Below are 25602 nucleotides of genomic sequence, written 5' to 3' on the forward strand. Positions count from 1 at the left end.
CTAACGCTCCTGCTGGTGAGTGGGCCGCGGGAAGCTGCCGGTCTGGGTGGACCCGGCCTGACGACCCTGTGCGATACCCCGACGGAGATTGGTCAGCCGGCCGCGCACGTCATCGGGGGCGCGCGAGACCTGAGGACCGCTCTGGTGCGATTGCTGCTGAGCCGTACCCGGGACGAGGTTCGCCCTGGGCACGCGGCGCGGCAGGCCGGAGGTGGTGACGCCGCCCGCGGCCGGCTGCCGGACGCGTTCGGCCTGCCGGACCAGCTCGTCGTTGGGCGAGCTGCGCCAGGCGGCGGCGGACCGCTGTGGCCCGGTGGGGCCCTGCGACTGCTGCTGGGACTGCTGCTGCGGCTGCTGGGACGACGGAGCCGGAGTCGAGCCGGTGCCCTGCTCCTGCGAGCCGCCGTGGCCGCCGCGGAACCAGTTGGTCTCCAGCGTGTCGTACAGCGGCGTACGGCCGTCGCCGGGACCGGTCGCCGGAGGCAGGGCCCAGGCGTCGGACGCGTCGGTCCGCCGCGGGGCGCCGCCGGGCTCCTGGCGGGCCGGCCGCTGCTGCGGGGCCGGCGGGCGCGGTGCGCCCGGCCCGGCGCCGTGCGCGCCGTTCATCTGCGGACGCTGCAACTGGCCGGTGGCCGCGGGGTCCGCGGCCGGACGCTCCGGGAGGGAGTACTGGCCGGTCGAGCCGTTGTCGTAGCCCTGGGGGGCGGGGAACTGGCCCGTCGTGGACGGGTTCTGCCCGCCCGGCCGGCCCTGCGGGGCGCCGAAGATGTCACCCCGGACGAACTGGCCTGTGTTCTGGCCGCCGTTCGCGCCCGGCTGGGCGTACTGGCCGCTGTTGGCACCCGGCTGGGCGTACTGACCCGTGTTCTGGCTGCCGTTCGCGCCCGGCTGGGCGTACTGGCCCGTGTTCTGGCCGCTGTTCGCGCCGTACGCGCCCTGGTTCTGCTGCTCGTCGAACCGCGGGATCTCCGCCGTCGCGCCGGGACCCTGCCGCTCGTCGAACCGCGGCATGGCAGAGGTCCGCGAGACGCCCGGCTCCTCGTGTCCGCGCGGGGTGTCCAGCGAGGCGCGCGGCACCGGCGGCTGGGCGTTCTCGTCGCTCCAGCTGGGCACGCGCGGCTGCTGCTGGTCACCGCTGGGCAGCTCGGGGCGCGCGCCACCGCGCGGCGGGAGCTGCGGACGACGGCCGCGCTCGGCGTTGCCGTTGCCCCGCTGCGGGGGCACCTGGCCGCGTCCGCCACCGAAGGCGTCCTGGTCCTGCTTCCCGTTCGGACCGGCGGCCTGCATCCCCTGCGGGGCGCCGGGCCCCCGGTCGCCGAATCCGGCACTCCCACCGGCGGGCGCGGGACGGCCTTGCGGCGGGCCGGAGGGAGCGCCCTGGTCGAACAGCGAAGGAGACTGGTTGCCCGACGGACCCTGCGGCCCCCGGCCGCCGCCCGGCCGGCCACCGCCGTCGCGCCCGGGCAGCGCGGCCCGCGGGCCCTGGCCGGTATCGAGCCGGCCGCCGGGAGCACCGGAGCCGGACTGGCCGGCACCGGCGCCACGCCGTGCGGCGGCGGCACCGGCGGCAGCCTGGGCGGCCGCGGGGCCACCACCGGCCGCGCCGCCCGGCTGACCGGGCTTGCCCTGGGGCTTCTTGCCGCCCTGGGCGACGTCGACGGGCAGCATGACCAGCGCGGTCGTACCGCCGGAGTCGGACGGTCGGAGCTGAATGCGGATGCCGTGCCGCTGCGACAGCCGGCCGACCACGAACAGACCCATGCGGCGGGAGACCGACACGTCCACGGTGGGCGGCGAGGCGAGCCGCTCGTTGATCGCCGCCAGGTCCTCCGGCGACAGACCGATACCGGTGTCGTGGATCTCGATCAGCACCCGGCCGTCGGGCAGGGCGTGACCGGTGACCTTGACCTTGGTCTGCGGCGAGGAGAACGAGGTCGCGTTCTCCAGCAGCTCGGCGAGCAGGTGCACGAGGTCGTTGACGACCCGGCCGGCCACTTCGGTGCTCGGCACCGCGGCCAGCTCGATGCGCTCGTACTGCTCAACCTCGGACGCGGCGGCGCGGAGCACGTCGACCAGCGGGACCGGGCGGGTCCACCGGCGGCCGGGCTCCTCACCCGCGAGGACGAGGAGGTTCTCACCGTTACGGCGCATACGCGTGGCGAGGTGGTCCAGCTTGAACAGCGAGGACAGCTGGTCCGGGTCGGCCTCGCGGGACTCCAGTTCGGAGATCAGCGACAGCTGGCGCTGGATCAGACCCTGGGAGCGGCGCGAGAGGTTGGTGAACATCGCGTTGACGTTGCCCCGCAGCAGGGCCTGCTCGGCGGCGAGGCGGACCGCCTCGCGGTGCACGTCGTCGAAGGCCGCGGCCACTCGGCCGATCTCGTCCCGGGAGTGCACACCGACGGACTGCACGGAGGTGTCGACGTCCTGCGGGTCCGTCTCGGACAGCTGCTTGACCAGGTCGGGCAGACGCTCCTGGGCGACCTTGGTCGCGGTCTCCTCCAGCCGGCGCAGCGAGCGGATCATGGAGCGGGCCACGACGAAGGCGCCGACCAGCGACACACCGAGCACGAGCAGGATCAGCGCACCGGAGATGATCGCGTCGCGCTCGGTGGCGCTGCGCAGCTCACGGGCCTTCTGTTCCATCTCCTCGAGCAGCGTGCGCTCGATGTTCTCCATCTGCTGGATCTTGGTGCCGCTGTCGTCCAGCCAGTCGCGGTAGGACCGGGCGCCCACAGAGGCGAGACCGAACTCCGAGGCCAGCGCACGGCCGGCGTACTCGTCGGTGGCCTTGATCGTGGTGTTGCCCTCTTCGATCGGCAGCAGCAGCTCGTCGGCCGAGGCCTCGCCGTAGATGCTCTTGAAGCTGCGGATTTCGGACTTCTGGCTCGCCAGCGCCGACTCGGCGTAGAGCCGGTCGTTCTCGGAGAGCTGGCCCTTGGAGGCGTTGCTCGCGGGCAGCGCCGCGGCGAGGACCGCGCGCTGGATCGACGCGTACTCCTTGGCGGAGGAGAAGGACGCCAGGGCACGCGTGCGCTGGATCATGTCGGGGTTGCTGGTCGCCTCCGCCATGTCCTGCGAGAGGTCGATCAGGTTCTCGATCAGGCGGTGGTAGCCCTCGACGGTCTGGGTGGAGTTCTTCTCCGTCTGGAAGGCCGTGTTGCGGATCTTCTCGAGTTCGCCCAGGTCGCCGGCGAGCTGTACCAGGTTGTCGCGGACGCCCTTGAGATTGCCGTCCCTGCTCGCAGCGTCAATCGCTTCCGAGCCCTCGATGAAGTTGTTCCGCGCCCGGTCGGTCTTCTCTCGGACGCCCTTGACCGCGAAGTCGGTGCCCTTGCCGCCGTGCGCCAGCGGGCCGGCCGACTGGTCGCGCTCCTCCTGGAGCGCGGCGGCCAGCACGGTGGCCTGCTGGGTCATGTCCGTCAGCAGCTTCATGTTGTCGAGCTGCTGGATGTCGTCCATCGACTGCTGGATACGCAGGGCGCCCAGCGAGGTGGCCGCGACCACCGGTAGGGCGAGCAGCGACACCAGACGGGTCGAGATGCGCCAGTTGCGCAGGGCTATTCGCGGGCCGGGGCCGGTCGGACCCGTGGGCGCGGCCGGCGCCGGAGTCGGCGGTGCCGTCGGCGCGCCGGCACCGGGACGGTCGCCGCCGTTCCCGGGCGTGGTCGGGCCCTGGTTCTGGGCGTGCTGGGGCGAGGAGCTGACGGCCTTGGGGCCAGTCCCGCCCTGCGGCTCCGGCTCCGCCGAAGCGCTGCCATCCCTCTTGAAACGTCCCTGCACTAGCGTCGCAACCTCTGGACCAGGCACCCCTCCGCGTGAACGGCGAGGCACGGTGTCGGCGTCATGGGGGCGCCCTGAATACGCCCCCGTGGTGGTCTGAGTGACCGGCGCTGGCTCCCCCTCCTCGCCCGCCACTCGGCGCGTTTGTGCGCCCCCTGTGCGCCGGCTCGATCCCTGCGGCGGTCCGTGGAATTCCAGCACAGTGCAGGATCTCCAACAAGGCCCGTGGCCTTACAGGTGAGATACGTGACACCGCGTGAGCGATGAGTCACCGGGGGTGGACGGTGATCTCGTGCATAACGGGCGCATAAGGGCGAATCCCCGGGGTGGTCCGGGTGTCCCAGTCGACATGATCAGGAGCGGAATGATGGCTTCAAGGGGAGAATGTCGGATTCCGCCGCCCGGGGAGGGCGTCCGGATTGCCTGGTATGTCCTCTACGCTGTGAGCAAAATCACACTGGGATCATGCCCTCCGGGCCCGGTCGGCAGGGAATTGCATGTTTAGCCTGACGCTTTACAGGGATGGCAGAACCGACAAGCCGCGCCCGCGACCGGGGTCCAGGACCTCCTCCGGGCGCCCGTGAATCAGGACAGGGTCAAGTAAACAGTGAAGACGACGACGATGTTCTACAAGATCGCCAACCCCCGGCGTACGACGCTGGCGCACCTTGAGGGTGCCGATGATCTGCAGACGCCGGTGCAGCAGGAACACTCCGTCGAACTCCCGGCCCAGACTGCCAATCCCAAGCGCACCGTCCTCATGGAGATCCCGGTCGCGGCGGCCGCCGCGAACTGACAACGATCCATACGCGCACCGGCCGGGAAATGCTCAAGGCCCGCCGCGCAAGAACGAGGGGCGCCCCACACCGACAGGGGCGCCCCTCGTTCATGTCGCCAGGCGGGGACACCTCCGCGTTAGCCTGGAGCGTCAGACTCCAGCCCATCGGTCAAGGGGACAAGCATCCCGTGCGCATCGCCAGATTCTCCATCGACGGGAACGTCGCCTTCGGCGCGGTCGAGGGTGAGCAGCAGGACGAACTCGTCCTCGACATCATCAAGGGCATCCCGTTCACGGACTTCGAGCTCTCCGGCACCAAGGTCCCGCTGAGCAAGGTCAGGCTGCTGCCCCCGGTGCTCCCCAACAAGGTGGTCGCCTTCGGCCGCAACTACGCCGACCACGCGAAGGAGATGGGCAACGAGGTGCCCGACGTCCCCTTCGCCTTCTTCAAGCCCGCCACCTCGGTGATCGGCCCGGGCGACGACATCCAGTACCCCTCCTTCACCCAGGAGGTGCACCACGAGGCCGAGCTGGCCGTGGTCATCGGACGGATGTGCCGCGAGGTCCCGCGTGAACGCGTCAGGGACGTGATCTTCGGCTACACCTGCGCCAACGACATCACCGCGCGGGACGTCCAGAAGCGCGAGAAGCAGTGGGCCCGGGCCAAGGGCTTCGACACCTCCTGCCCGCTCGGCCCCTGGGTGGAGACGGACCTGGACATCGACGCCGCGAACGACCTGACCATCCAGCTCACCGTCAACGGCGCCCAGCGCCAGCTCGGCCGCACCAGCGAGATGATCCACCCCATCGAGGATCTGATCGTCAACATCTCCGAGGCCATGACCCTGCTCCCGGGCGACGTCATCCTCACGGGCACCCCGGCTGGGGTCGGCCCCCTCAACGTCGGCGACGAGGTCGCCGTCACCATCGAAGGCATCGGCACTCTCACCAACAAGGTTGTCAAGCGTGGCTAGCGCACCCGGCTCTCCCGTACGCGTCCGTTTCTGCCCCTCGCCCACCGGTAACCCCCATGTGGGCCTGGTCCGCACCGCCCTGTTCAACTGGGCGTTCGCCAAGCACCACGGCGGCACCCTGGTCTTCCGTATCGAGGACACCGACGCGGCCCGCGACTCCGAGGAGTCGTACGCCCAGCTCCTCGACTCGATGCGCTGGCTGGGCTTCGACTGGGACGAGGGCCCCGAGATCGGCGGCCCGCACGCCCCGTACCGCCAGTCGCAGCGCATGGACATCTACAAGGACGTCGCGCAGAAGCTCCTCGACGCCGGCCACGCCTACCACTGCTACTGCTCCCAGGAGGAGCTCGACAGCCGTCGCGAGGCCGCCCGCGCCGCCGGCCGGCCCTCCGGCTACGACGGCCACTGCCGCGCGCTGACCGCCGCCCAGGTCGAGGAGTACAAGGCGCAGGGCCGCCAGCCGATCGTCCGCTTCCGGATGCCCGACGAGACGATCACCTTCACCGACCTGGTCCGCGGTGAGCTCACCTTCACCCCGGAGAACGTCCCGGACTACGGCATCGTCCGCGCCAACGGCAGCCCGCTGTACACGCTGGTCAACCCGGTCGACGACGCCCTGATGGAGATCACCCACGTCCTGCGCGGCGAGGACCTGCTCTCCTCCACCCCGCGCCAGATCGCGCTGTACAAGGCGCTGACCGAACTGGGCATCGCTCAGCAGACCCCGGCCTTCGGCCACCTGCCGTACGTCATGGGCGAGGGCAACAAGAAGCTCTCCAAGCGCGACCCGCAGGCCTCGCTCAACCTCTACCGCGAGCGCGGCTTCCTGCCCGAGGGCCTGCTCAACTACCTTTCCCTGCTGGGCTGGTCGCTCTCCCCCGACCGGGACGTCTTCACCCTCGACGAGATGGTCGCCGCCTTCGACATCGCCGACGTGCAGCCGAACCCGGCCCGCTTCGACCTGAAGAAGTGCGAGGCGATCAACGCCGAGCACATCCGCATGCTCGATGTGAAGGACTTCACGGAGCGCTGCGCCCCCTGGCTCAGGGCCCCGTTCGCCCCCTGGGCCCCGGAGGACTTCGACGAGACCAAGTGGGAGGCCATCGCCCCGCACGCGCAGACCCGCGTCAAGGTCCTCTCCGAGATCACGGACAACGTCGACTTCCTGTTCCTGCCGGAGCCGGTCTTCGACGAGGCCTCCTGGAACAAGGCGATGAAGGAGGGCTCCGACGCCCTGCTGCGCACCGCGCGGGAGAAGCTGGAGGCCGCCGACTGGACGTCCCCCGAGTCGCTGAAGGAGGCCGTCCTGGCCGCCGGTGAGGCTCACGGCCTCAAGCTCGGCAAGGCCCAGGCCCCGGTCCGCGTTGCCGTCACCGGCCGCACGGTCGGCCTGCCGCTCTTCGAGTCCCTGCAGGTCCTGGGCAAGGAGAAGACGCTGGCGAGGATCGACGCGGCGCTGGAGAAGCTCACCGCGTAGGTTCACCGACGTCCAGGGGCGGCGCCGGGAGCATCCGGCACCGCCCCTGCCGTCTCTGGGTACGGTCGGTGACATGGCCTTCCGATACTCGTTTTGGAGCCCCGTCCACCTTCAGGTAATGTTCTTCCTGCGCCGCGGGGAGCGGGCCGGAAGGCCGGAACCCCAAGCGTCGAACTAGAACAAGATCCCCTCAGGGGCTTGCGTTCCAGTGGCCTATGGTGTAATTGGCAGCACGACTGATTCTGGTTCAGTTAGTCTTGGTTCGAGTCCAGGTAGGCCAGCTCGCAGAGCTCATCTGCACCCGCGGATCACATCCGCAAGCCCCCGTTGTGTAGCGGCCTAGCACGCTGCCCTCTCAAGGCAGTAGCGCCGGTTCGAATCCGGTCGGGGGTACAGATCCTTCCCGCGAGGACAGTCAGGGTAGCTCCCGCTGTCCCCGCGGTGACAACATCCGGCTACCGCCGGGTGGGGATCGCTAGGGCCCCCGTTGTGTAGCGGCCTAGCACGCCGCCCTCTCAAGGCGGTAGCGCCGGTTCGAATCCGGTCGGGGGTACTGACTGGTCTAAACCATCATTGGTCTATGGTGTAATTGGCAGCACGACTGATTCTGGTTCAGTTAGTCTTGGTTCGAGTCCAGGTAGACCAGCAGGATCTGCGGAAACGCGTGATCCACGCCCCCGTTGTGTAGCGGCCTAGCACGCCGCCCTCTCAAGGCGGTAGCGCCGGTTCGAATCCGGTCGGGGGTACAACCGACGAAGGCCCTCTCACTCCGGTGAGGGGGCCTTCGCTTTATACACGGCGGAGAGCGCCTACGTGCACGCGCCGGACACGATCCATCACAGCGCGTGAGCGTTCATCAACTACGTTCGCGTACCGGCCGGAAAAGGCGCCGCCGACGGCGGGTGAGGCGGGGGAGGGTCCGCCGCGGCGTTGAGGCGGACCCGTTCTCCATGTGGACGGGGGCTGGAAGGTCAGGAGCGGCGCAGCGCCTCCGAGAGACGTGCGGCCGCGTCGATGACGGCCTGGGCGTGCATACGGCCCGGGTGGCGGGTCAGACGCTCGATGGGGCCGGAGACCGAGACGGCGGCCACCACGCGGTTGGAGGGGCCGCGCACCGGCGCCGAGACGGACGCCACGCCCGGCTCGCGCTCGCCGATCGACTGGGCCCAGCCCCGGCGCCGTACGCCCGACAGGGCCGTCGCCGTGAAGCGGGCGCCCTGCAGGCCGCGGTGCAGCCGCTCGGGCTCCTCCCAGGCCATCAGGATCTGCGCCGAGGAGCCGGCCTTCATGGTGAGCGTGGAGCCCACCGGCACTGTGTCCCGCAGACCCGACAGCCGCTCCGCCGCGGCGACACAGATCCGCATGTCGCCCTGGCGGCGGTAGAGCTGGGCGCTCTCGCCGGTCACGTCACGGAGGTGGGTCAGCACCGGGCCCGCCGTGGCGAGCAGCCGGTCCTCGCCCGCCGCCGCGGCCAGTTCGGCCAGGCGCGGGCCGAGAATGAATCGGCCCTGCATGTCGCGCGCCACCATGCGGTGGTGTTCCAGCGCCACGGCCAGGCGGTGGGCCGTGGGTCGTGCCAGTCCGGTGGCCCCGACCAACCCCGCGAGGGTGGCCGGACCGGACTCCAGAGCGCTCAGGACGAGTGCCGCCTTGTCCAGAACGCCGACGCCGCTACTGTTGTCCATGCAACGATACTTGCGTCTCACTCTGTGAAACGCAAGTTCAATTTTGCGTGGAACCCGCCACCCTTGAAGCACGGAAGCAACGCGGCCCGTGGACCACCCGGGCCTGGCGGCGGGCGCCCGGTGTCAGGGGTGCGGGCGCCGCCTCCCCACAGATCTAGTTGGGCCGGCGCACCACTTGCCGGCCGGAGGGAAAGCGATGGGTAGGACACTCGCGGAGAAGGTCTGGGACGACCATGTCGTCCGGCGCGCCGAGGGCGAGCCCGACCTCCTCTTCATCGATCTGCACCTGCTGCACGAGGTGACCAGCCCGCAGGCCTTCGACGGGCTCCGCAAGAACGGCCGCCGGGTGCGTCGGCTCGACCTCACCATCGCGACCGAGGACCACAACACCCCGACCCTCGACATCGACAAGCCGATCGCCGACCCGGTCTCCCGGGTCCAGCTGGAGACGCTGCGCAAGAACTGCGCGGAGTTCGGCGTCCGGCTGCACCCGCTGGGCGACGTCGAGCAGGGCGTCGTCCACGTCGTCGGCCCGCAGCTGGGTCTGACCCAGCCCGGCATGACCGTCGTCTGCGGTGACTCGCACACCTCCACGCACGGCGCCTTCGGCGGGCTGGCGTTCGGCATCGGCACCTCCCAGGTCGAGCACGTGCTGGCCACCCAGACGCTGCCGATGGCCCGCCCCAAGACCATGGCGATCACGGTCAACGGCGAACTGCCCGACGGCGTCACGGCCAAGGACCTGATCCTGGCGATCATCGCGAAGATCGGCACGGGCGGCGGCCAGGGCTATGTCCTGGAGTACCGCGGCGAGGCCATCGAGAAGCTCTCGATGGAGGCCCGGATGACCATCTGCAACATGTCGATCGAGGCCGGCGCCCGCGCGGGCATGATCGCCCCCGACGAGACGACGTTCGCCTACCTCCAGGGCCGTCCGCACGCGCCCCAGGGCGAGGACTGGGACGCGGCCGTCGCCTACTGGAAGACGCTGAAGTCCGACGAGGACGCCGAGTTCGACGCCGAGGTCGTCATCGAGGCCTCCGAGCTGTCGCCGTTCGTCACCTGGGGCACCAACCCGGGCCAGGGCGCTCCCCTTTCGGCGTCCGTCCCCGACCCGGCTTCGTACGAGGACGCCTCGGAGCGCCTCGCCGCCGAAAAGGCCCTGGAATACATGGGGTTGGAGGCCGGCCAGCCGCTGCGCTCCATCCACGTGGACACCGTCTTCGTAGGCTCATGCACCAACGGCCGCATCGAGGACCTGCGCGCCGCCGCGGACATCGTCAAGGGCCGCAAAGTCGCCGACGGCGTACGGATGCTGGTCGTCCCCGGCTCCGCCCGGGTGGGCCTGCAGGCCGTCTCCGAGGGACTGGACGTGGTCTTCAAGGAGGCCGGCGCCGAGTGGCGGCACGCGGGCTGCTCGATGTGCCTGGGCATGAACCCCGACCAGCTCGCCCCCGGTGAGCGCTCCGCCTCCACCTCCAACCGCAACTTCGAGGGCCGGCAGGGCAAGGGCGGCCGCACCCACCTGGTGTCCCCGCAGGTCGCCGCCGCCACCGCGGTCCTCGGCCACCTCGCCTCCCCGGCCGACCTCGCCGCCGCCGACGTCCCTGCGCCCGCTGGAGTCTGATCAGTCATGGAAGCATTCACCACCCACACCGGCCGGGCCGTCCCGCTGCGCCGCAGCAACGTCGACACCGACCAGATCATCCCCGCCCACTGGCTCAAGAAGGTCACGCGGGACGGGTTCGAGGACGGGCTGTTCGAGGCCTGGCGCAAGGACCCCGAGTTCGTGCTCAACCGCCCCGAGCGGCAGGGCGCCACGGTCCTGGTCGCCGGCCCCGACTTCGGCACCGGCTCCTCCCGCGAGCACGCCGTCTGGGCGCTGCAGAACTACGGCTTCAAGGCCGTGATCTCCTCCCGCTTCGCCGACATCTTCCGCGGCAACTCGCTGAAGAACGGCCTGCTGACCGTGGTCCTCGACCAGAAGATCGTCGACGCGCTGTGGGAGCTCACGGAAGCCGACCCCACCGCCGAGATCACCGTCGACCTCGAGGCCCGCGAGGTGCGCGCCGAGGGCATCACCGCCTCCTTCGAGCTCGACGAGAACTCCCGCTGGCGGCTGCTGAACGGGCTCGACGACATCTCCATCACGCTGCGGAACGAGGCGGACATCGCCACGTACGAGGCGAAGCGCCCGTCGTTCAAGCCGAGGACGCTCACGGCCTGACCCGCACCCCGGCCGAAGTCCTCGCGAGAGGTCGACTTTCGGCCACCGCATCGCCCCTCCCGTACCCCCGATCGGCTCGATCGGGGGTACGGGCGTGTCTGCACCCGTTCGGCCCCGCGCGCCGTCTTGAGGGTGCTCAACTTGCCGCGTTAAGAAAGTGGTTGCTGGGGTACACGTGTCACGTGCGCGTGATCCCCGCGCGAGCACGGACGGTCGTCACAGGCGGCAGTTGCCCCCTGGGCAGGCGACAACTCGCCCCAGATGGCACAATCTGTGCATGGAACGCGATGGCCAACTCGAGCTCTATGCGGTGGTCGCGGGCCGGCTCAAGGAAGCGCATGCAAGGGTGCGCGCACTGCAAGTCCCGGAGGGCGTACGGATGGCGCTGACCCGGAAGCTGCTGGTCATTACGGCCGCGGCCAAGCACGATCTCGCCGGTGCGGCAAGGCGTCTGGAGCGGTTCAACGCGGATCTCGACGCGGGTCGATTCCCCGAAGAGGAACGCTGAACCAGTCAAGGCAGTCGAGTTCGTTGCGGCACAAGGGTGATTAGCCCGTTTCGTGTTTGATTTGCGGTATATATCTGCCTAACGTGCGAAAAAGCTTGAACACATTCGTTCTGGCGATGTCTCCGAAGGGGAAGACGTGAACAAGGCGCAGCTCGTAGAAGCGATTGCCGACAAGGTGGGCGGCCGCCAGCAGGCCGCCGACGCCGTCGACCACGTACTGGACGCCATCGTCCGCGCGGTCGTTGCGGGTGAGCGGGTCTCGGTCACCGGCTTCGGTTCGTTCGAGAAGGTGGACCGCCCGGCCCGCTACGCCCGTAACCCCCAGACGGGCGAGCGGGTTCGCGTCAAGAAGACCTCCGTTCCGCGTTTCCGCGCGGGCCAGGGCTTCAAGGATCTTGTGAGCGGTTCGAAGAAGCTGCCGCGTGGCGGTGAGGTCTCGGTCAAGAAGGCGCCCAAGGGCAGTCTGACCGGCGGCGCCGCGGCGACGGTGAAGAAGGCCGCCGCGAAGAAGACCACGGGCAAGAAGGCCGCCGCGAAGAAGACGACCGCCAAGAAGGCCCCCGCGAAGAAGGCCACCACCAAGACCACGGCCAAGAAGGCGCCCGCCAAGACCGCGGCGGCGAAGACCACCCCCGCGAAGAAGACGACCGCCAAGAAGGCCCCCGGGAAGAAGGCGACGGCCAAGAAGGCCCCCGCCAAGAAGTCGACCGCGCGCAAGACCACCGCCAAGAAGACGACCGCCCGCAAGAAGTAGCGGACGCCCCAGCCCCTTGGGCAAGCGGTTCTCACGCCGGGCCGGACTCCTCGAGGAGCCCGGCCCGCGGTGTGTCCGAAGAGCCGGCGGCCAGGGCGGTCACAACGTCTGGAGCGTCACCAGCGTGATCCTCCGGGCCTCGCCCTCGCCCTCGGTCTCGATGCGCACCCGCTGTCCCGGACGCAGCAGCCTCAGGCCCCCCGCGTCGAACGCCTGGGCGTCGAAGGGCACCGGGGTGCCGTCGTCCAGGAGCACCTGCCCGCTGCGGCTGTCGGCGTCGTAGGTGTATGCGGTGGCCTGCATGCGGGCAGCCTACTGCTCCGATATCAGCAACCGCGCGGCGACCGCGGCAGTGCGAGGGCCGACCCCCAACGCCAGCGCCGCCCGCAGGTCCTCCCCGGTGTCCACGTCCTGCCGTACGGAATCCACCGCGTCCAGGCCGAGTTCCACCGCGCCGGACGCCCGGTGCCGGAGCCGGGAGGCGGGTCCGAAGAAGGGACGCAATTCCCGGCCCTGGCTCGCCGCCAGCAATGTCGTACCGACCGCGGCGGCATCGGCGAGGAATGCGTGCGGGAATTCGGCCGCCGTGTCCAGAACGCGGGCGAGTTCCGTCGGGCGCAGGGCCGGCAGATCCGCGTTGAGGGCCGCCACGCAAGCAGCGCGCCGCGCGGAGCCCACCGCCGCCGCGGCATGCGCGAGCGCCGCGTTGAGACCGCCGCGCGGCTCGTCGGGGACGATTCCCGCGCCCAGCGCCGCCAGCTCACGGGCGGCCAGGGCGTCATTCGTGACGACCACCACATCCCGTACCGCCGGGCATTCCAGCGCGGCGGCCACCGTGTCCTGCGCGAATGCGAGCGCGAGACCCGGCCGCAGGCCGTCGCCGGCCGTGTCCGACAGCCTGCTCTTGGCCTCGGCCAGCGGCTTCAGGGGTACCACCAAGGTCCACTGCACGAGTGTCGCGTCCCTCTCTTGTCGCGCCCATTGTCCCCCGGAGCACCGGGCGGCGCGGGAGCCGGGTGGAGGGGGCGAAGCTCCTTCGAGGGCGGTGGCGGGAGACGGGCGGGCGTACGGTGTTCTCGACAGACCGGCGGCCCGGGGCGACACTTGTGCGGCCCGCCTGGCCTCCGGGGCCGGGCCCGGGCCTGTCATTCGGAAGAGGAAGGTGTACTTGTGCCGCGCCGCAGAATCGGCTTCTGGTACCGCTTCGCCGCGGTTCTCTGCAAACCGCCGCTGGTGGTTCTGCTCAAGCGGGACTGGCGCGGAATGGAGAACATTCCGGCCGAGGGTGGATTTATCACCGTGGTGAACCACAATTCACACATCGATCCCTTCGCCTATGGGCATTTTCAGTACAACACCGGACGCGTTCCGCGATTCCTGGCGAAGAGCGGCCTTTTCAACAAGGGATTCATCGGCGCCGCGATGCGCGGCACCGGGCAGATCCCCGTCTACCGCGAGAGCACCGACGCGCTCAGTGCCTTCCGTGCCGCGATCGACGCCGTGGAGCGCGGCGAATGCGTCGCCTTCTACCCCGAGGGCACCCTCACCCGCGACCCGGACGGCTGGCCCATGACCGGCAAGACCGGTGCCGCCCGCGTCGCGCTGCAGACCAAGTGCCCCGTGATTCCGGTGGCCCAGTGGGGTGCCAACGAGCTGCTGCCGCCGTATGCGAAGAAGCCCAGCCTGCTGCCGCGCAAGACCAGCCGGGTGCTGGCCGGGCCGCCGGTGGACCTCGACCGCTTCTACGACCGGGAGATGACCCCCGAACTGCTCAAGGAGGCGACCGAGGCCATCATGGCGGCCATCACCGCCCAGCTCGAGCTGATCCGCGGCGAGAAGGCCCCCGAGACGCCCTACGACCCGCGCCGGGTGCGGGTCGAGCAGCGCCACAAGACGCATACGCAGAGGCAGCGGCGGCAGGACCGGACGCGGGGCGGCAGGCCCACCGCACGGGAAGAGGAGCTGGGCACGTGAGCAAGCCGGTCAAGGCGGCCGTCTTCGGCACCGGATCGTGGGGGACGGCCTTCGGCATGGTCCTCGCCGACGCGGGCTGCGACGTCGTGCTGTGGGGACGGCGCCCCGAACTGGCCGAAGCCGTCAACTCGACCCGCACCAACCCCGACTACCTGCCCGGCGTCGAACTCCCCAAGAACCTGCGGGCCACTGCCGACGCCGCCGAAGCGGCCCGCGGCGCCGACTTCACCGTCCTCGCCGTCCCCTCGCAGACGCTGCGCGGCAATCTCGCCGAGTGGACCGACCTGCTCGCGCCCCGCACGGTCCTGGTGTCCCTGATGAAGGGCGTCGAACTCGGCTCCGCGATGCGGATGAGCGAGGTGATCGACGACGTCGCCAAGGTCGGCCCCGAACGGATCGCCGTGGTCACCGGCCCCAACCTGGCCCGGGAGATCGCCGCCCGTATGCCGGCCGCCTCCGTGGTCGCCTGCACCGACGAAGACGTCGCCCGGCGGCTCCAGACCGCCTGCCACACCCCGTACTTCCGCCCGTACACCAACACCGACGTCATCGGCTGCGAGCTGGGCGGCGCCGTGAAGAACGTGATCGGGCTGGCCGTCGGCATCGCGGACGGCATGGGGCTCGGCGACAACACCAAGGGCTCGCTCATCACCCGCGGCCTCGCCGAGACCACCCGGCTCGGTGTCGCGCTCGGCGCCGACCCGCTGACGTTCTCCGGACTCGCGGGCCTGGGCGACCTGGTGGCCACCTGCTCCTCGCCGCTGTCCCGCAACCACACCTTCGGCACCAACCTCGGCAAGGGCCTGACCCTGCAGGAGACCATCGCGGTCACCAAGCAGACCGCGGAGGGCGTCAAGTCCTGCGAATCGGTGCTGGACCTCGCCCGCAGGCACGGCGTCGACATGCCGCTCACCGAGACGGTCGTCAGCATCGTGCACGAGGGCAAGCCCCCCGTGGTCGCCCTCAAGGAGCTGATGTCGCGCAGCGCGAAGCCCGAACGACGCTGAGCGACAGGCCCCTCCGTTCGGCTCACGCACGGCGTTGCGGGCGCTGACTCCCGGCTTCGTCAACGGGTAGTCTCATCGCGATATGAGCACCGAGAACCTCCCCCAGAGCCCCGAGCAGCCGTCCCGTAAGCCGCGTGTGGCCGTTGTGTTCGGCGGGCGCAGCTCCGAGCACGGGATCTCCGTGGTCACGGCCGGCGCCGTCCTCAAGGCCATCGACCGGAGCACGTACGACGTCCTGCCGATCGGCATCACGCAGGACGGCCGCTGGGCGCTGACCGCCGACGCGCCGGAACGCATGGCGATCAGCGACCGCCGTACGCCCAGCGTCGACGAGCTCGCCGAGTCGACGGAGGGCGGTGTGGTGCTCCCCGTCGACCCCGGCGACCGCGAAGTCGTCTACAGCGAGCCGGGTTCGGTGCCCAAGGCCCTCGGCGAGGTCGACGTCGTCTTTCCGGTGCTGCACGGCCCCTACGGCGAGGACGGCACCCTCCAGGGCCTCCTGGAGCTCTCCGGCGTCCCCTATGTCGGCTCCGGTGTGCTCGCCTCGGCCGTCGGCCAGGACAAGGAGTACATGAAGCGGGTGTTCACCTCCTTCGGGCTCAAGGTCGGCCCGTACCTGGTGATCCGGCCGCGCGAGTGGGAGCGTGACGAGTCCGCCGCCCGCAAGAAGATCGTCGACTTCGCGGGCGAGCACGGCTGGCCGCTGTTCGTGAAGCCCGCGCGGGCGGGCTCGTCGATCGGCATCACCAAGGTCGACGACCTCTCCGGCCTGGACGAGGCGATCGCCGAGGCCCGGCGCCACGACCCGAAGTTCCTCGTGGAGGCGGCGCTGCGCGGCCGCGAGATCGAGTGCGGGGTGCTGGAGTTCGAGGACGGCCCGCGCGCGTCGCTGCCCGCGGAGATCCCGCCCCCCGACACGCACGCGTACTACGACTTCGAGGCCAAGTACATCGACTCCACCCCCGGCATCGTGCCGGCCCCGCTGACCGACGAGGAGACGGCCGAGGTGCGCCGGCTCGCGGTCGAGGCGTTCGACGCGGCGTCCTGCGAAGGGCTCGTGCGCGCGGACTTCTTCCTCACCGAGGACGGCGAGTTCGTGATCAACGAGATCAACACCATGCCCGGCTTCACCCCCATCTCGATGTATCCGCAGATGTGGCAGGCCACCGGGGTCGGCTACCCCGAGCTGGTGGACCGGCTGGTGCAGGCGGCGCTGCGCCGGTCGACCGGGCTGCGCTGAGCCGCGCCACCTCCCCCACACACCGCGAAGGCGATCCCCTCGGGGGTCGCCTTCGCGCGCGGCGGTCTTCCGGAAGGTGCCGGACCCGCACCGCAGTATGATCGCCACGCCGCCCCGGCCCGCGGCCGGTTGGACGCGGCTGCGGGACCGTTCGCGACGTTCACCGTTCACTTCGGCAGGAGCTTGTCCGGGTTCCGGCACAGCTCGGTGACCTTCGCGTCCGGGCCGGAACCGCCGCGGACGCGCTGTCGTCTGCTGAGGAACAGCCTGCGGCGATCAGCACCGCGAGCGCGGAGCACGGGCGCCGGTGGGGGAAGGACCTCACCGGCGCGGGGGAGACGGGGACGGGGGGCTACAGATGGACGACCGGGCAGGTCAGGGTGCGGGTGATGCCGTCCACCTGCTGGACCTTGGCCACCACCATGCGACCCAGGTCGTCCACGGTGTCGGCCTGGGCGCGCACGATCACGTCGTACGGTCCGGTCACGTCCTCGGCCTGGATGACTCCAGGGATCTTGCCGACCAGGTCGGCGACGGTCGACGCTTTGCCGACCTCCGTCTGGATCAGGATGTACGCCTGTACCACGGAACCTCCAGGGCGGCCACGAGGATCATGTGGGGAAAAGGAACGCCACGGTATCGCGTTGCCGCACATCGCGGGGAGACCTGCGGGAACCGGGCCTTGCGCGCCGGGGTACAGACACGAGAGAAGTTGACGGTCATATCGACCGTAGCGAGGACTCGGACGGCTTGGGACCGGGCATGCACAGGGAGAGAAGGGGCGAAAGGGCAATGAAGGGCACTGTTGGTGAGCTCGGTGAGTTCGGGCTCATCAGGGAGCTCACCTCCCGTCTCACCACCACTCCGGCGGTTCGGGTCGGCCCCGGCGACGACGCCGCGGTGGTCTCCGCGCCCGATCGCCGGGTCGTGGCCAGCACCGACATCCTGGTGGAGGGCCGGCACTTCCGGCGCGACTGGTCCACGGCCTACGACGTCGGCCGCAAGGCCGCCGCGCAGAACCTGGCCGACATCGCCGCCATGGGCGCCGTGCCGACCGCGTTGCTGCTCGGCCTCGTCGTCCCGGCGGAACTGCCGGTGACCTGGCCGAGCGAGCTGATGGACGGCTTGCGGGACGAGTGTCAGGTGGCCGGCGCCGCGGTCGTCGGCGGCGATGTCGTACGCGGCGACCAGATCATGGTGTCGATCACCGCGCTCGGTGATCTGCGCAACCAGGAGCCCGTCACCCGCGCCGGAGCGCAGCCGGGCGACCTCGTCGCGGTGACCGGCTGGCTGGGCTGGTCCGCGGCCGGACACGCGGTGCTCTCCCGCGGGTTCCGCTCGCCGCGCGCCTTCGTCGAGGCGCACCGGCGCCCCGAACCGCCGTACCACGCGGGACCCGCCGCCGCCGGGCTCGGCGCCACGGCGATGTGTGACGTGAGCGACGGACTGATCGCCGACCTGGGGCACATCGCCGAGGCCAGCAAGGTGCGCATCGACATCCGCTCAGCGGCCATCGACATCCCGTCGCAGATGAACGACATCGGCCAGGCCGTCGGCGTCGACCCCATGCAGTGGGTGCTGACCGGGGGAGAGGACCACGCGATCGTGGCGACCTTCCCGCCGGACGTGAAGCTGCCGGCCCGCTGGAAGGTGATCGGCGAAGTACTCAACCCCTCGGCGCTGCCCCAGGTGACGGTCGACGGGGCGCCCTGGACCAGCCAGGGCGGCTGGGACCACTTCGGGGACATCGAGTCATGAGCGGCCGCACCGCCCCGCCCGGGGTCCTCACCGTGGCCGGCTCCGACTCGGGCGGCGGCGCCGGCATCCAGGCCGACCTGAAGACGATGCTGGCGCTCGGCGTGCACGGCATGAGCGTGCTCACCGCGGTGACCGCGCAGAACTCGCTGGGCGTGCAGGGGGCCTGGGAGCTGCCGGTGGAGGCTGTGCGGGCCCAGTACCGCAGCGTGGTCGACGACATCGGGGTGCGGGCGGTCAAGACCGGCATGCTGTCCTCGGCCGAACTCGTCGAGACGGTGGCCGAGTTGATCGCCGGTACGGACGCGCCGACGGTCGTCGACCCGGTGGGCGTCTCCAAGCACGGGGACCCGCTGCTGGCCGCCTCCGCGCTGGACTCCGTACGGACCAGGCTGCTGCCCGTGGCCACGGTGGCCACACCGAACCTGGACGAGGTGAGGCAACTCACCGGCGTCCGGGTTGGCTCGGAGCGCGATCTGCGCCGGGCGGCCGAGGCGATGCTGGAGTTCGGGCCGCGCTGGGTGGTGATCAAGGGCGGCCATCTGTCCGGTGACGCGGTGGACCTGCTCACCGACGGGTCCGAGGAACACTGGCTGCGCGCCCCCAGGCACGACAACCGCCACACCCACGGCACGGGCTGCACACTGGCGTCGGCGATCGCCTCACACCTGGCGAAGGGCCACCCGGTCCCGGAAGCGGTGAAGGCGGCCAAGACCTACGTCACCGGAGCCATCTCCACCGGCTTCCCCCTGGGCACAGGCATAGGCCCAGTCAACCACGCCTGGAACCTCCCGTGATCCGCGGGCAGTCGTGCCTCCCCCAGTGCCTTAAGGGCCTGGGAGGTACCCCCAGGGCGATGGGGGTCCCCCCGCTCGAGCGAAGCCGAGAGTGGGGGAGGGTGGGCGCGACGGCACCCCGTAAGCGCCGGGCTGCGCAACCCACCCCCGGCCCCCACCGACGCGCACCGCGACACAGCAAAAAGCCGGCCCACCCCAAGGTGGACCGGCCGTTGCGGCGAAACCGGCAGTGGCCGCGCGCTCAGCGAAAGCGTCAGCGCGAGACCTTACCGGCCTTGATGCACGAGGTGCAGGCGTTCACGCGCTTCGGCGTCCCGCCGACCACGGTACGCACACGCTGGATGTTCGGGTTCCAGCGACGGGACGTACGGCGGTGCGAGTGCGAGATGTTGTTGCCGAAGCCCGGCCCCTTGCCGCAGACGTCGCAGTTGGCAGCCACGGGTCACTCCAAAGACTTCAGATGCACTTACGGTTGATCCCGGCAGGCCGGGATCAAGATCCCGGGCTCCAGGGAGCCCTGTTGGAATCTGAGTGGCGTTGCCAGGGGAGAGGCCCGATCGGATCGGGCAACCGGAGCAGCATACAACGGCTGCACCCGTACAACGAAACTACCACGGCAGCTCAGGGGCCCGCCCGCGGCCCTCTTCCGGTCGGCAGGGCCCCACGGTCTACGCTGCGTGCCACGGCCGGCAGCTCAGGGAGGCGCAGGTGGCGCAGGTGCCGCAGACATTCTTCGATGCTCTCGCGGTGCGCGCCTGGTGCGGTCTCGCGCTCGACGCGCTGGGACGGGCCCGGGAGGAGATCGACGCGATCAACGTCTATCCCGTGGCGGACGGCGACACCGGCACGAACCTCTATCTGACCGTCGAGTCGGCGGCCGCGGCGGTGGAGGCGGTGTTCGAGGGCCACGAGGCAGGCGGGAACCGCGGACCCGGGCCGACCCTGGCCGACGCGCTGCGGGCGATGGCCCACGGAGCGCTGATCGGCGCCCGCGGTAACTCCGGGACGATCCTCGCGCAGCTGCTGCGCGGCATGGCCCAGGTGCTGGCCGGCGACGAGGCCCCGGACCACGCCGACGGCCAAGGGCTGCGGCTCGCCCTGCGCCGGGCGGCGGACTCCGCGCGCCAGGCGGTGGCACACCCCGTCGAGGGCACGGTCCTCACCGTCGCCTCCGCCGCCGCGGACGCAGCGGACGCCGCCGGCGCGCCGGACGGCGACTGCGCGGCGGTGGCCCGCGCGGCCCACGACGGCGCCCGCGCGGCGCTCGCCGAGACACCGGACCAGCTGCCCGTCCTCCGGCGCGCGGGCGTGGTGGACGCCGGCGGCAGAGGGCTGGTGGCGGTGCTCGCGGCCCTGGTGGCGACGTTCACCGGGGAGCCGCCGCGCGACCCGCACCGACGCGGAGAGGCCCGCGACGGCACATCCTGGGCGGCGCCCGGGTGCGCGGATGCAGCGCCGGCACCGGGACCCGGGGGGCCCGCCTTCGAAGTGATCTACCTGCTGGAGGCCGAGGACGCGGCCGTGGCACGGCTGAGGAAACGGCTCGACGCACTGGGCGACTCGCTCGTCGTGGTCGGCGGCGACGGGCTGTGGAACGTCCATGTGCATGTCGACGACGCCGGCGCGGCCGTCGAGGCGGGCGTCGAGGCCGGCCGGCCGTACCGGATCCGGATCACCCACTTCGGCGCCGGCGACGCCCACGCGACAGCGGCGGCCGGGCGGGCCCAGGAGGAACGCGCCGAGCGGGCCGTCGTGGCCGTGGTGCCGGGCGAGGGCCTGGCGGGGCTGTACACGGAGGCGGGCGCGACCACCGTGCTCGCCCGCCCCGGGGAGCCGCCTGCCAGCGGTGAGCTCGTCGAGGCCGTACGGCGTGCGCACGCGCGCGAGGTGGTGCTGCTGCCGAACGACGCCGACCTGCGCCACACCGCCGCGGCGGCGGCCGAGCAGGTCCGGGCCGACGGCATCAGGGTGGCCCTCATCCCGACCCGCTCGGCGATCCAGGGCATCGCCGCGCTCGCCGTGCACGAGCCGGGGCGCCGCTTCGACGAGGACGTGGTGTCGATGACATCGGCGGCGGGCGCGACCCGCTACGCAGAGGTCACCGTCGCCGAACGCCAGTCCTGGACGATGGCGGGCATCTGCCAGGCCGGAGACATCCTCGGCCTGGTCGACGGCGATGTCGCCGTGATCGGCCAGGACGTCACGGCCACCGCCGAGGCCGTCCTCGACCGCATGCTCGCGGCCGGCGGCGAACTGGTCACCCTGGTCCTCGGCGACGGCGCCCCGGCCTCCGTCGCCGCCCACCTGGAGAACCGGGTCCGTGAGGGCTATCTCGCCGTCGATACGGTGATCTACCAGGGCGGTGGACAGGGCGCCGTCCTGCTCATCGGCGTCGAATGATCCCCGCCGACCGGGCGCGTCCGTGTCGGTGATCCCCGGGATGTCAGTGCGGTGGTGCCCGCGCCGCTACGAGGAACGCGGACGCCTCGCCGCCCACCTGGAGAACCGCGTCCGCGAGGGCTGTCTCGCCGTCGATACGGTGGTCTATCACGGCGGAGGACAGGGCGCCGTCCTGCTCATCGGCGTCGAATGACCCTCGCCGGCCGGGCGCGTCCGTGTTGTGCCCGCACTGGAAGAACCACTGAAGAAGGTGCTCGGCCCCGCCACCGCGAAGGTGATGGCCGAGCATCTCGGCCTGCAGACCGTCGGCGACCTCCTCCACCACTACCCGCGCCGCTACGAGGAACGCGGCCGCCTCACCCACCTCGCCGCCCACCTGGAGAAGCGCCTCCGTGAGGGCTGTCTCGCCGTCGATACGGTGATCTACCAGGGCGGTGGACAGGGTGCCGTCCTGCTCATCGGCGTGGAATGATCCCCGCCGGCCGGGCGCGTCCGTGTCGGTGGTCCCCGGGATGTCAGTGCTGTGGTGTCCAATGGATGTCGTGCCCGCACTGGAAGAACCACTGAAGAAGGTGCTCGGCCCCGCCACCGCGAAGGTGATGGCCGAGCATCTCGGCCTGCAGACCGTCGGCGACCTCCTCCACCACTACCCGCGCCGCTACGAGGAACGCGGCCGCCTCACCCACCTCGCCGCCCACCTGGAGAAGCGCCTCCGTGAGGGCTGTCTCGCCGTCGATACGGTGATCTACCACGGCGGCGGACAGGGTGCCGTCCTGCTCATCGGCGTGGAATGATCCCCGCCGGCCGGGCGCGTCCGTGTCGGTGGTCCCCGGGATGTCAGTGCTGTGGTGTCCAATGGATGTCGTGCCCGCACTGGAAGAACCACTGAAGAAGGTGCTCGGCCCCGCCACCGCGAAGGTGATGGCCGAGCATCTCGGCCTGCAGACCGTCGGCGACCTCCTCCACCACTACCCGCGCCGCTACGAGGAACGCGGCCGCCTCACCCACCTCGCCGACCTGCCCATGGACGAGCACGTCACGGTGGTCGCCCAGGTCGCCGACGCCCGTCTGCACACCTTCGCCTCCGCCAAGGCCCCGCGCGGCAAGGGCCAGCGCCTGGAGGTGACCATCACGGACGGCAGCGGCAGGCTGCAACTGGTCTTCTTCGGCGCCGGTGTCCACAAACCGCACAAGGAACTGCTGCCCGGCACCCGGGCGATGTTCGCCGGCAAGGTCTCCGTCTTCAACCGCCGTCTGCAACTCGCGCATCCCGCCTACGAGTTGCTGCGTGGAGACACCGAGGAGACCGTCGAGACCTGGGCCGGAGCCCTCATCCCGATCTACCCGGCCACCGCCAAGATGGAGTCCTGGAAGATCGGCAAGGCGCTGCAGACGGTCCTGCCCAGCGCCCAGGAGGCACTGGACCCGCTCCCGGACTCCCTGCGCGCCGGCCGCGGCCTCGTCCCGCTCCCCGAGGCCCTGCTGAAGATCCACCGCCCGCACACCAAGGCCGACATCGAGGACGCCCGCGCGCGCCTGAAGTGGGACGAGGCCTTCGTCCTCCAGACCGCCCTCGCCCGCCGCCGGCACACCGACGCCCAACTGCCCGCCGTCGCCCGCCGTCCGCAGCCCGACGGCCTCCTCACCGCCTTCGACGCCCGCCTCCCCTTCACCCTCACCGAGGGCCAGCGGAAGGTCTCCGAGGAGATCTTCGCCGACCTCGCCACCGAACACCCCATGCACCGCCTGCTCCAGGGCGAGGTCGGCAGCGGAAAGACCCTCGTCGCCCTGCGCGCCATGCTCGCCGTCGTCGACGCGGGCGGGCAGGCGGCGATGCTCGCCCCGACCGAGGTGCTCGCCCAGCAGCACCACCGGTCGGTCACCGAGATGATGGGGGAGCTGGCCGAGGGCGGAATGCTCGTGGGAGCGGACGACGCCACCAAGGTGGTGCTGCTCACCGGCTCCATGGGCGCGGCGGCCCGCCGACAGGCCCTGCTCGACCTGGCCACCGGCGAGGCCGGCATCGTCATCGGCACTCATGCGCTGATCGAGGACAAGGTGCAGTTCCACGACCTGGGCCTGGTCGTGGTCGACGAACAGCACCGTTTCGGCGTGGAGCAGCGCGACGCCCTGCGCGGCAAGGGCAAACAGCCCCCGCACCTGCTCGTCATGACCGCCACCCCCATCCCGCGCACGGTCGCGATGACGGTCTTCGGCGACCTGGAGACCTCCGTCCTCGACCAGCTCCCGGCCGGCCGCTCGCCCATTGCCAGCCATGTCGTACCGGCCGCCGACAAGCCGCACTTCCTCGCCCGCGCCTGGGAGCGGGTCCGCGAGGAGGTGGCGAGCGGCCACCAGGCGTACGTCGTCTGCCCGCGCATCGGCGACGAGGAGGACGCCCCCAAGGGCGCCGCGAAGAAGAAGTCCCCCGAGGACGAGGCCGAGAAGCGGCCCCCGCTCGCCGTCCTCGACATCGCCGGCCAACTCGCCGAAGGGCCGCTGCGAGGGCTCCGGGTCGAGGTTCTGCACGGGCGCATGCAGCCCGACGACAAGGACGCCGTCATGCGCCGCTTCGCCGCCGGCGAGGTCGACGTCCTGGTCGCCACGACCGTGATCGAGGTCGGCGTCAACGTCCCGAACGCCACCGCGATGGTGATCATGGACGCCGACCGCTTCGGCGTCTCCCAGCTCCACCAGCTGCGCGGCCGCGTCGGCCGGGGCTCTGCCCCCGGACTGTGTCTGCTGGTCACCGAGATGCCCGAGGCGAGCGCGGCCCGGCAGCGGCTCAACGCCGTCGCCTCCACCCTCGACGGCTTCGAGCTCTCCCGCATCGACCTGGAGCAGCGCCGCGAGGGCGACGTACTGGGCCAGGCCCAGTCCGGCACCCGCTCCAGCCTGCGCATGCTCGCCGTCATCGACGACGAGGAGATCATCGCCGAGGCCCGGGAGGAGGCCACCAGGATCGTCGCCGCAGACCCGGACCTGACGGACCTGCCCGCCCTGCGCACCGCCCTGGACGCACTGCTGGACGAGGAGCGGGAGCAGTACCTGGAGAAGGGCTGACAGACTGGGAACGGCCACCGACCCGCACCCACCGACAAGGACCGAGGACATGACTCGCGTGATCGCCGGCGCGGCCGGCGGACGCCGCCTGGCCGTTCCGCCCGGGCAGGGGACCCGCCCCACCTCCGACCGGGCGCGCGAAGGCCTCTTCTCCACCTGGCAGTCGCTGCTCGGCGGCCCGCTGGACGGCGAACGCGTCCTCGATCTGTACGCCGGTTCCGGCGCCGTCGGCCTGGAGGCCCTCTCCCGGGGCGCCGGACATGTCCTGCTCGTCGAGGCCGACGCCCGGGCCGCCCGCACGGTCCGGGAGAACGTGAAGTCGCTTCAACTCCCCGGCGCCGAGGTCAGATCCGGCAAAGCGGAACAGATCATCCGCACGGCGCCCCCGCAGGAGCCGTACGACATCGTCTTCCTGGACCCGCCCTACGCCGTCCGGGACGACGATCTTCGCGAGATTCTGCTCACACTCCGCTCGGAAGGCTGGCTCACGGAAGACGCCCTCGTCACCGTGGAGCGCAGCACCAGAGGCGGGGAATTCGCCTGGCCGCCCGGCTTCGAGGCGATCCGGGCCCGTCGCTACGGCGAGGGAACGTTTTGGTACGGTCGCGCCGCCTCTACGTGCGAAGACGCACGATGACCGGACCGGAGAGCGAGGGATCGCCAGTGCGCCGCGCCGTATGCCCCGGGTCGTTCGACCCGATCACCAATGGACACCTCGACATCATCGGCCGGGCCTCCCGGCTGTACGACGAGGTCTACGTCGCGGTGATGATCAATCAGTCCAAGAAGGGGCTGTTCGAGATCGAGGAGCGGATCGACCTGATCCGCCGGGTCACCGCCGAGTACGGCAACGTCCGGGTCGAGGCCTTCCACGGCCTCCTCGTCGACTTCTGCAAGCAGCGCGACATCCCCGCCATCGTCAAGGGGCTGCGCGCGGTCAGCGACTTCGACTACGAACTGCAGATGGCCCAGATGAACAACGGCCTCTCCGGCGTGGAGACCCTCTTCGTCCCCACCAACCCCACCTACAGTTTCCTGTCCTCCTCGCTCGTCAAGGAGGTCGCGGCCTGGGGCGGCGACGTCTCCCACCTGGTGCCGCCGGAGGTCCTGACCGCCCTCTCCGACCGCCTGCGCAAGGACTGACCCCGCCCGCGGCCGCTGTCGTACGGGCGTCTGGTGT

At 70.9% G+C, this 25602-nt stretch carries 25 protein-coding genes, 5 tRNA genes and 1 pseudogene; 24 read left to right on the top strand and 7 right to left on the bottom strand.

What is annotated here, in order from left to right:
- Entirely contained in the window at nucleotides 1-3783 is a 3783-nt protein-coding gene (locus AB0L56_RS12935) for a nitrate- and nitrite sensing domain-containing protein (protein WP_365422334.1), read from the bottom strand.
- A gap of 607 nt (nucleotides 3784-4390) precedes the next feature.
- On the opposite strand from AB0L56_RS12935, the gene AB0L56_RS12940 reads away from it, so the two are divergent.
- From AB0L56_RS12940 to AB0L56_RS12975, 8 genes are all read left to right on the top strand, one after another.
- Nucleotides 4391-4579 carry a hypothetical protein gene (locus AB0L56_RS12940; RefSeq protein ID WP_361024736.1) on the top strand — a complete coding sequence of 63 codons (189 nt, stop codon included), beginning with the start codon at nucleotides 4391-4393 and terminating at the stop codon, nucleotides 4577-4579.
- Nucleotides 4580-4749: 170 nt separating this feature from the next.
- Nucleotides 4750-5535, top strand: coding sequence for a fumarylacetoacetate hydrolase family protein (locus AB0L56_RS12945; RefSeq protein ID WP_361024733.1), 786 nt, complete (start codon nucleotides 4750-4752; stop codon nucleotides 5533-5535).
- Nucleotides 5528-7012, top strand: coding sequence for a glutamate--tRNA ligase (gene gltX / locus AB0L56_RS12950; RefSeq protein ID WP_361024730.1), 1485 nt, complete (start codon nucleotides 5528-5530; stop codon nucleotides 7010-7012). Before AB0L56_RS12945 ends, gltX begins: the two co-directional genes overlap by 8 nt.
- Before the next feature lie 209 nt (nucleotides 7013-7221).
- Nucleotides 7222-7293 (top strand) — tRNA-Gln (locus AB0L56_RS12955).
- 39 nt (nucleotides 7294-7332) lie between these two features.
- Nucleotides 7333-7405, top strand: a tRNA-Glu gene (locus AB0L56_RS12960).
- 87 nt (nucleotides 7406-7492) lie between these two features.
- Nucleotides 7493-7565, top strand: a tRNA-Glu gene (locus AB0L56_RS12965).
- 21 nt (nucleotides 7566-7586) lie between these two features.
- Nucleotides 7587-7658 (top strand) — tRNA-Gln (locus tag AB0L56_RS12970).
- 27 nt (nucleotides 7659-7685) lie between these two features.
- Nucleotides 7686-7758: transfer RNA gene (locus AB0L56_RS12975), tRNA-Glu, on the top strand.
- A gap of 225 nt (nucleotides 7759-7983) precedes the next feature.
- Here the strand turns inward: AB0L56_RS12975 and ndgR are convergent.
- Nucleotides 7984-8697, bottom strand: coding sequence for an IclR family transcriptional regulator NdgR (gene ndgR / locus AB0L56_RS12980; protein ID WP_006130487.1), 714 nt, complete (start codon nucleotides 8695-8697; stop codon nucleotides 7984-7986).
- A 196-nt stretch (nucleotides 8698-8893) separates the two neighbouring features.
- Between ndgR and leuC the strand changes: the two genes are divergently transcribed.
- The 4 genes from leuC to AB0L56_RS13000 all read left to right on the top strand — a co-directional run bounded on the left by leuC (nucleotide 8894) and on the right by AB0L56_RS13000 (nucleotide 12186).
- The gene (leuC, locus tag AB0L56_RS12985; RefSeq protein WP_365422340.1) at nucleotides 8894-10324 is read left to right on the top strand and encodes a 3-isopropylmalate dehydratase large subunit; all 1431 of its coding nucleotides are present in this window, start codon (nucleotides 8894-8896) and stop codon (nucleotides 10322-10324) included.
- Nucleotides 10325-10330: 6 nt separating this feature from the next.
- Nucleotides 10331-10924: a 3-isopropylmalate dehydratase small subunit gene (leuD, locus tag AB0L56_RS12990; protein WP_365422342.1), complete on the top strand. Its 594-nt coding sequence runs from the start codon at nucleotides 10331-10333 to the stop codon at nucleotides 10922-10924.
- 277 nt (nucleotides 10925-11201) lie between these two features.
- Nucleotides 11202-11432, top strand: coding sequence for a hypothetical protein (locus tag AB0L56_RS12995; RefSeq protein WP_361024721.1), 231 nt, complete (start codon nucleotides 11202-11204; stop codon nucleotides 11430-11432).
- Between the two features lie 136 nt (nucleotides 11433-11568).
- A complete protein-coding gene (locus tag AB0L56_RS13000; RefSeq protein ID WP_361024718.1) occupies nucleotides 11569-12186 on the top strand; it encodes an HU family DNA-binding protein in 618 nt (205 codons plus the stop codon).
- A 99-nt stretch (nucleotides 12187-12285) separates the two neighbouring features.
- Here AB0L56_RS13000 and AB0L56_RS13005 read toward each other — a convergent pair whose 3' ends face one another.
- Both AB0L56_RS13005 and cofC read right to left on the bottom strand, forming a co-directional pair.
- Nucleotides 12286-12489, bottom strand: coding sequence for a hypothetical protein (locus AB0L56_RS13005; RefSeq protein ID WP_361024716.1), 204 nt, complete (start codon nucleotides 12487-12489; stop codon nucleotides 12286-12288).
- 9 nt (nucleotides 12490-12498) lie between these two features.
- Nucleotides 12499-13137 carry a 2-phospho-L-lactate guanylyltransferase gene (gene cofC / locus AB0L56_RS13010; protein ID WP_365422346.1) on the bottom strand — a complete coding sequence of 213 codons (639 nt, stop codon included), beginning with the start codon at nucleotides 13135-13137 and terminating at the stop codon, nucleotides 12499-12501.
- 219 nt (nucleotides 13138-13356) lie between these two features.
- On the opposite strand from cofC, the gene AB0L56_RS13015 reads away from it, so the two are divergent.
- The 3 genes from AB0L56_RS13015 to AB0L56_RS13025 all read left to right on the top strand — a co-directional run bounded on the left by AB0L56_RS13015 (nucleotide 13357) and on the right by AB0L56_RS13025 (nucleotide 16407).
- On the top strand, nucleotides 13357-14160 hold the full coding sequence (locus tag AB0L56_RS13015; protein ID WP_361024710.1) for a lysophospholipid acyltransferase family protein: 804 nt from the start codon (nucleotides 13357-13359) through the stop codon (nucleotides 14158-14160).
- Nucleotides 14157-15167, top strand: coding sequence for an NAD(P)H-dependent glycerol-3-phosphate dehydrogenase (locus tag AB0L56_RS13020; protein WP_365422350.1), 1011 nt, complete (start codon nucleotides 14157-14159; stop codon nucleotides 15165-15167). The genes AB0L56_RS13015 and AB0L56_RS13020 overlap by 4 nt, the downstream gene beginning before the upstream one ends.
- A gap of 82 nt (nucleotides 15168-15249) precedes the next feature.
- Complete coding sequence (locus AB0L56_RS13025) at nucleotides 15250-16407, top strand: D-alanine--D-alanine ligase family protein (protein WP_365422353.1); 1158 nt, start codon at nucleotides 15250-15252, stop codon at nucleotides 16405-16407.
- 153 nt (nucleotides 16408-16560) lie between these two features.
- Here AB0L56_RS13025 and AB0L56_RS13030 read toward each other — a convergent pair.
- Both AB0L56_RS13030 and AB0L56_RS13035 read right to left on the bottom strand, forming a co-directional pair.
- Nucleotides 16561-16732 (bottom strand): annotated as a pseudogene (locus AB0L56_RS13030) (DUF3515 domain-containing protein); the annotation flags it as partial.
- Nucleotides 16733-16759: 27 nt separating this feature from the next.
- Nucleotides 16760-16993, bottom strand: a complete 234-nt coding sequence (locus AB0L56_RS13035) for an Lrp/AsnC ligand binding domain-containing protein (RefSeq protein WP_361024702.1) — start codon at nucleotides 16991-16993, stop codon at nucleotides 16760-16762.
- Nucleotides 16994-17199: 206 nt separating this feature from the next.
- On the opposite strand from AB0L56_RS13035, the gene AB0L56_RS13040 reads away from it, so the two are divergent.
- Together AB0L56_RS13040 and thiD are read left to right on the top strand one after the other, a co-directional pair.
- Complete coding sequence (locus AB0L56_RS13040; protein ID WP_361024699.1) at nucleotides 17200-18165, top strand: thiamine-phosphate kinase; 966 nt, start codon at nucleotides 17200-17202, stop codon at nucleotides 18163-18165.
- A complete protein-coding gene (thiD, locus tag AB0L56_RS13045) occupies nucleotides 18162-18959 on the top strand; it encodes a bifunctional hydroxymethylpyrimidine kinase/phosphomethylpyrimidine kinase (protein ID WP_365422357.1) in 798 nt (265 codons plus the stop codon). Before AB0L56_RS13040 ends, thiD begins: the two co-directional genes overlap by 4 nt.
- Nucleotides 18960-19212: 253 nt before the next feature.
- Here the strand turns inward: thiD and rpmB are convergent, their stop codons facing one another.
- Nucleotides 19213-19398 carry a 50S ribosomal protein L28 gene (rpmB, locus tag AB0L56_RS13050; protein ID WP_003993230.1) on the bottom strand — a complete coding sequence of 62 codons (186 nt, stop codon included), beginning with the start codon at nucleotides 19396-19398 and terminating at the stop codon, nucleotides 19213-19215.
- A 269-nt stretch (nucleotides 19399-19667) separates the two neighbouring features.
- Between rpmB and AB0L56_RS13055 the strand changes: the two genes are divergently transcribed.
- From AB0L56_RS13055 to coaD, 7 genes are all read left to right on the top strand, one after another.
- The gene (locus tag AB0L56_RS13055; RefSeq protein ID WP_365422360.1) at nucleotides 19668-21359 is read left to right on the top strand and encodes a DAK2 domain-containing protein; all 1692 of its coding nucleotides are present in this window, start codon (nucleotides 19668-19670) and stop codon (nucleotides 21357-21359) included.
- Between the two features lie 40 nt (nucleotides 21360-21399).
- Nucleotides 21400-21552 (top strand): hypothetical protein, encoded by a 153-nt coding sequence (locus tag AB0L56_RS13060; protein WP_365422363.1) that lies wholly within the window; start codon nucleotides 21400-21402, stop codon nucleotides 21550-21552.
- Nucleotides 21553-21579: 27 nt separating this feature from the next.
- Nucleotides 21580-21831: a hypothetical protein gene (locus AB0L56_RS13065; protein WP_365422366.1), complete on the top strand. Its 252-nt coding sequence runs from the start codon at nucleotides 21580-21582 to the stop codon at nucleotides 21829-21831.
- Between the two features lie 70 nt (nucleotides 21832-21901).
- Nucleotides 21902-22153 carry a hypothetical protein gene (locus tag AB0L56_RS13070; RefSeq protein ID WP_365422369.1) on the top strand — a complete coding sequence of 84 codons (252 nt, stop codon included), beginning with the start codon at nucleotides 21902-21904 and terminating at the stop codon, nucleotides 22151-22153.
- Nucleotides 22154-22214: 61 nt separating this feature from the next.
- Nucleotides 22215-24422 (top strand): ATP-dependent DNA helicase RecG, encoded by a 2208-nt coding sequence (gene recG, locus AB0L56_RS13075; RefSeq protein ID WP_365422372.1) that lies wholly within the window; start codon nucleotides 22215-22217, stop codon nucleotides 24420-24422.
- Nucleotides 24423-24471: 49 nt separating this feature from the next.
- Nucleotides 24472-25059, top strand: coding sequence for a 16S rRNA (guanine(966)-N(2))-methyltransferase RsmD (gene rsmD, locus AB0L56_RS13080; RefSeq protein ID WP_365422375.1), 588 nt, complete (start codon nucleotides 24472-24474; stop codon nucleotides 25057-25059).
- A 26-nt stretch (nucleotides 25060-25085) separates the two neighbouring features.
- Nucleotides 25086-25565, top strand: coding sequence for a pantetheine-phosphate adenylyltransferase (gene coaD, locus AB0L56_RS13085; RefSeq protein WP_361025019.1), 480 nt, complete (start codon nucleotides 25086-25088; stop codon nucleotides 25563-25565).
- Nucleotides 25566-25602 lie beyond the last annotated feature (37 nt).

Origin of the sequence: Streptomyces sp. NPDC052079 (assembly GCF_040680275.1) — a bacterium.
GTDB lineage: Bacteria > Actinomycetota > Actinomycetes > Streptomycetales > Streptomycetaceae > Streptomyces.

Excerpts from the sequence above, each read along its gene's own strand:
- leuD (WP_365422342.1), top strand. The coding sequence starts at position 10,331 with ATGGAAGCATTCACCACCCACACCGGCCGGGCCGTCCCGCTGCGCCGC.
- AB0L56_RS13060 (WP_365422363.1), top strand. The coding sequence starts at position 21,400 with ATGTCAGTGCGGTGGTGCCCGCGCCGCTACGAGGAACGCGGACGCCTC.
- rsmD (WP_365422375.1), top strand. The coding sequence starts at position 24,472 with ATGACTCGCGTGATCGCCGGCGCGGCCGGCGGACGCCGCCTGGCCGTT.
- recG (WP_365422372.1), top strand. The coding sequence starts at position 22,215 with ATGGATGTCGTGCCCGCACTGGAAGAACCACTGAAGAAGGTGCTCGGC.
- AB0L56_RS13040 (WP_361024699.1), top strand. The coding sequence starts at position 17,200 with ATGAAGGGCACTGTTGGTGAGCTCGGTGAGTTCGGGCTCATCAGGGAG.
- AB0L56_RS13025 (WP_365422353.1), top strand. The coding sequence starts at position 15,250 with ATGAGCACCGAGAACCTCCCCCAGAGCCCCGAGCAGCCGTCCCGTAAG.
- leuC (WP_365422340.1), top strand. The coding sequence starts at position 8,894 with ATGGGTAGGACACTCGCGGAGAAGGTCTGGGACGACCATGTCGTCCGG.
- AB0L56_RS13005 (WP_361024716.1), bottom strand. The coding sequence starts at position 12,489 with ATGCAGGCCACCGCATACACCTACGACGCCGACAGCCGCAGCGGGCAG.
- thiD (WP_365422357.1), top strand. The coding sequence starts at position 18,162 with ATGAGCGGCCGCACCGCCCCGCCCGGGGTCCTCACCGTGGCCGGCTCC.
- ndgR (WP_006130487.1), bottom strand. The coding sequence starts at position 8,697 with ATGGACAACAGTAGCGGCGTCGGCGTTCTGGACAAGGCGGCACTCGTC.
- AB0L56_RS12995 (WP_361024721.1), top strand. The coding sequence starts at position 11,202 with ATGGAACGCGATGGCCAACTCGAGCTCTATGCGGTGGTCGCGGGCCGG.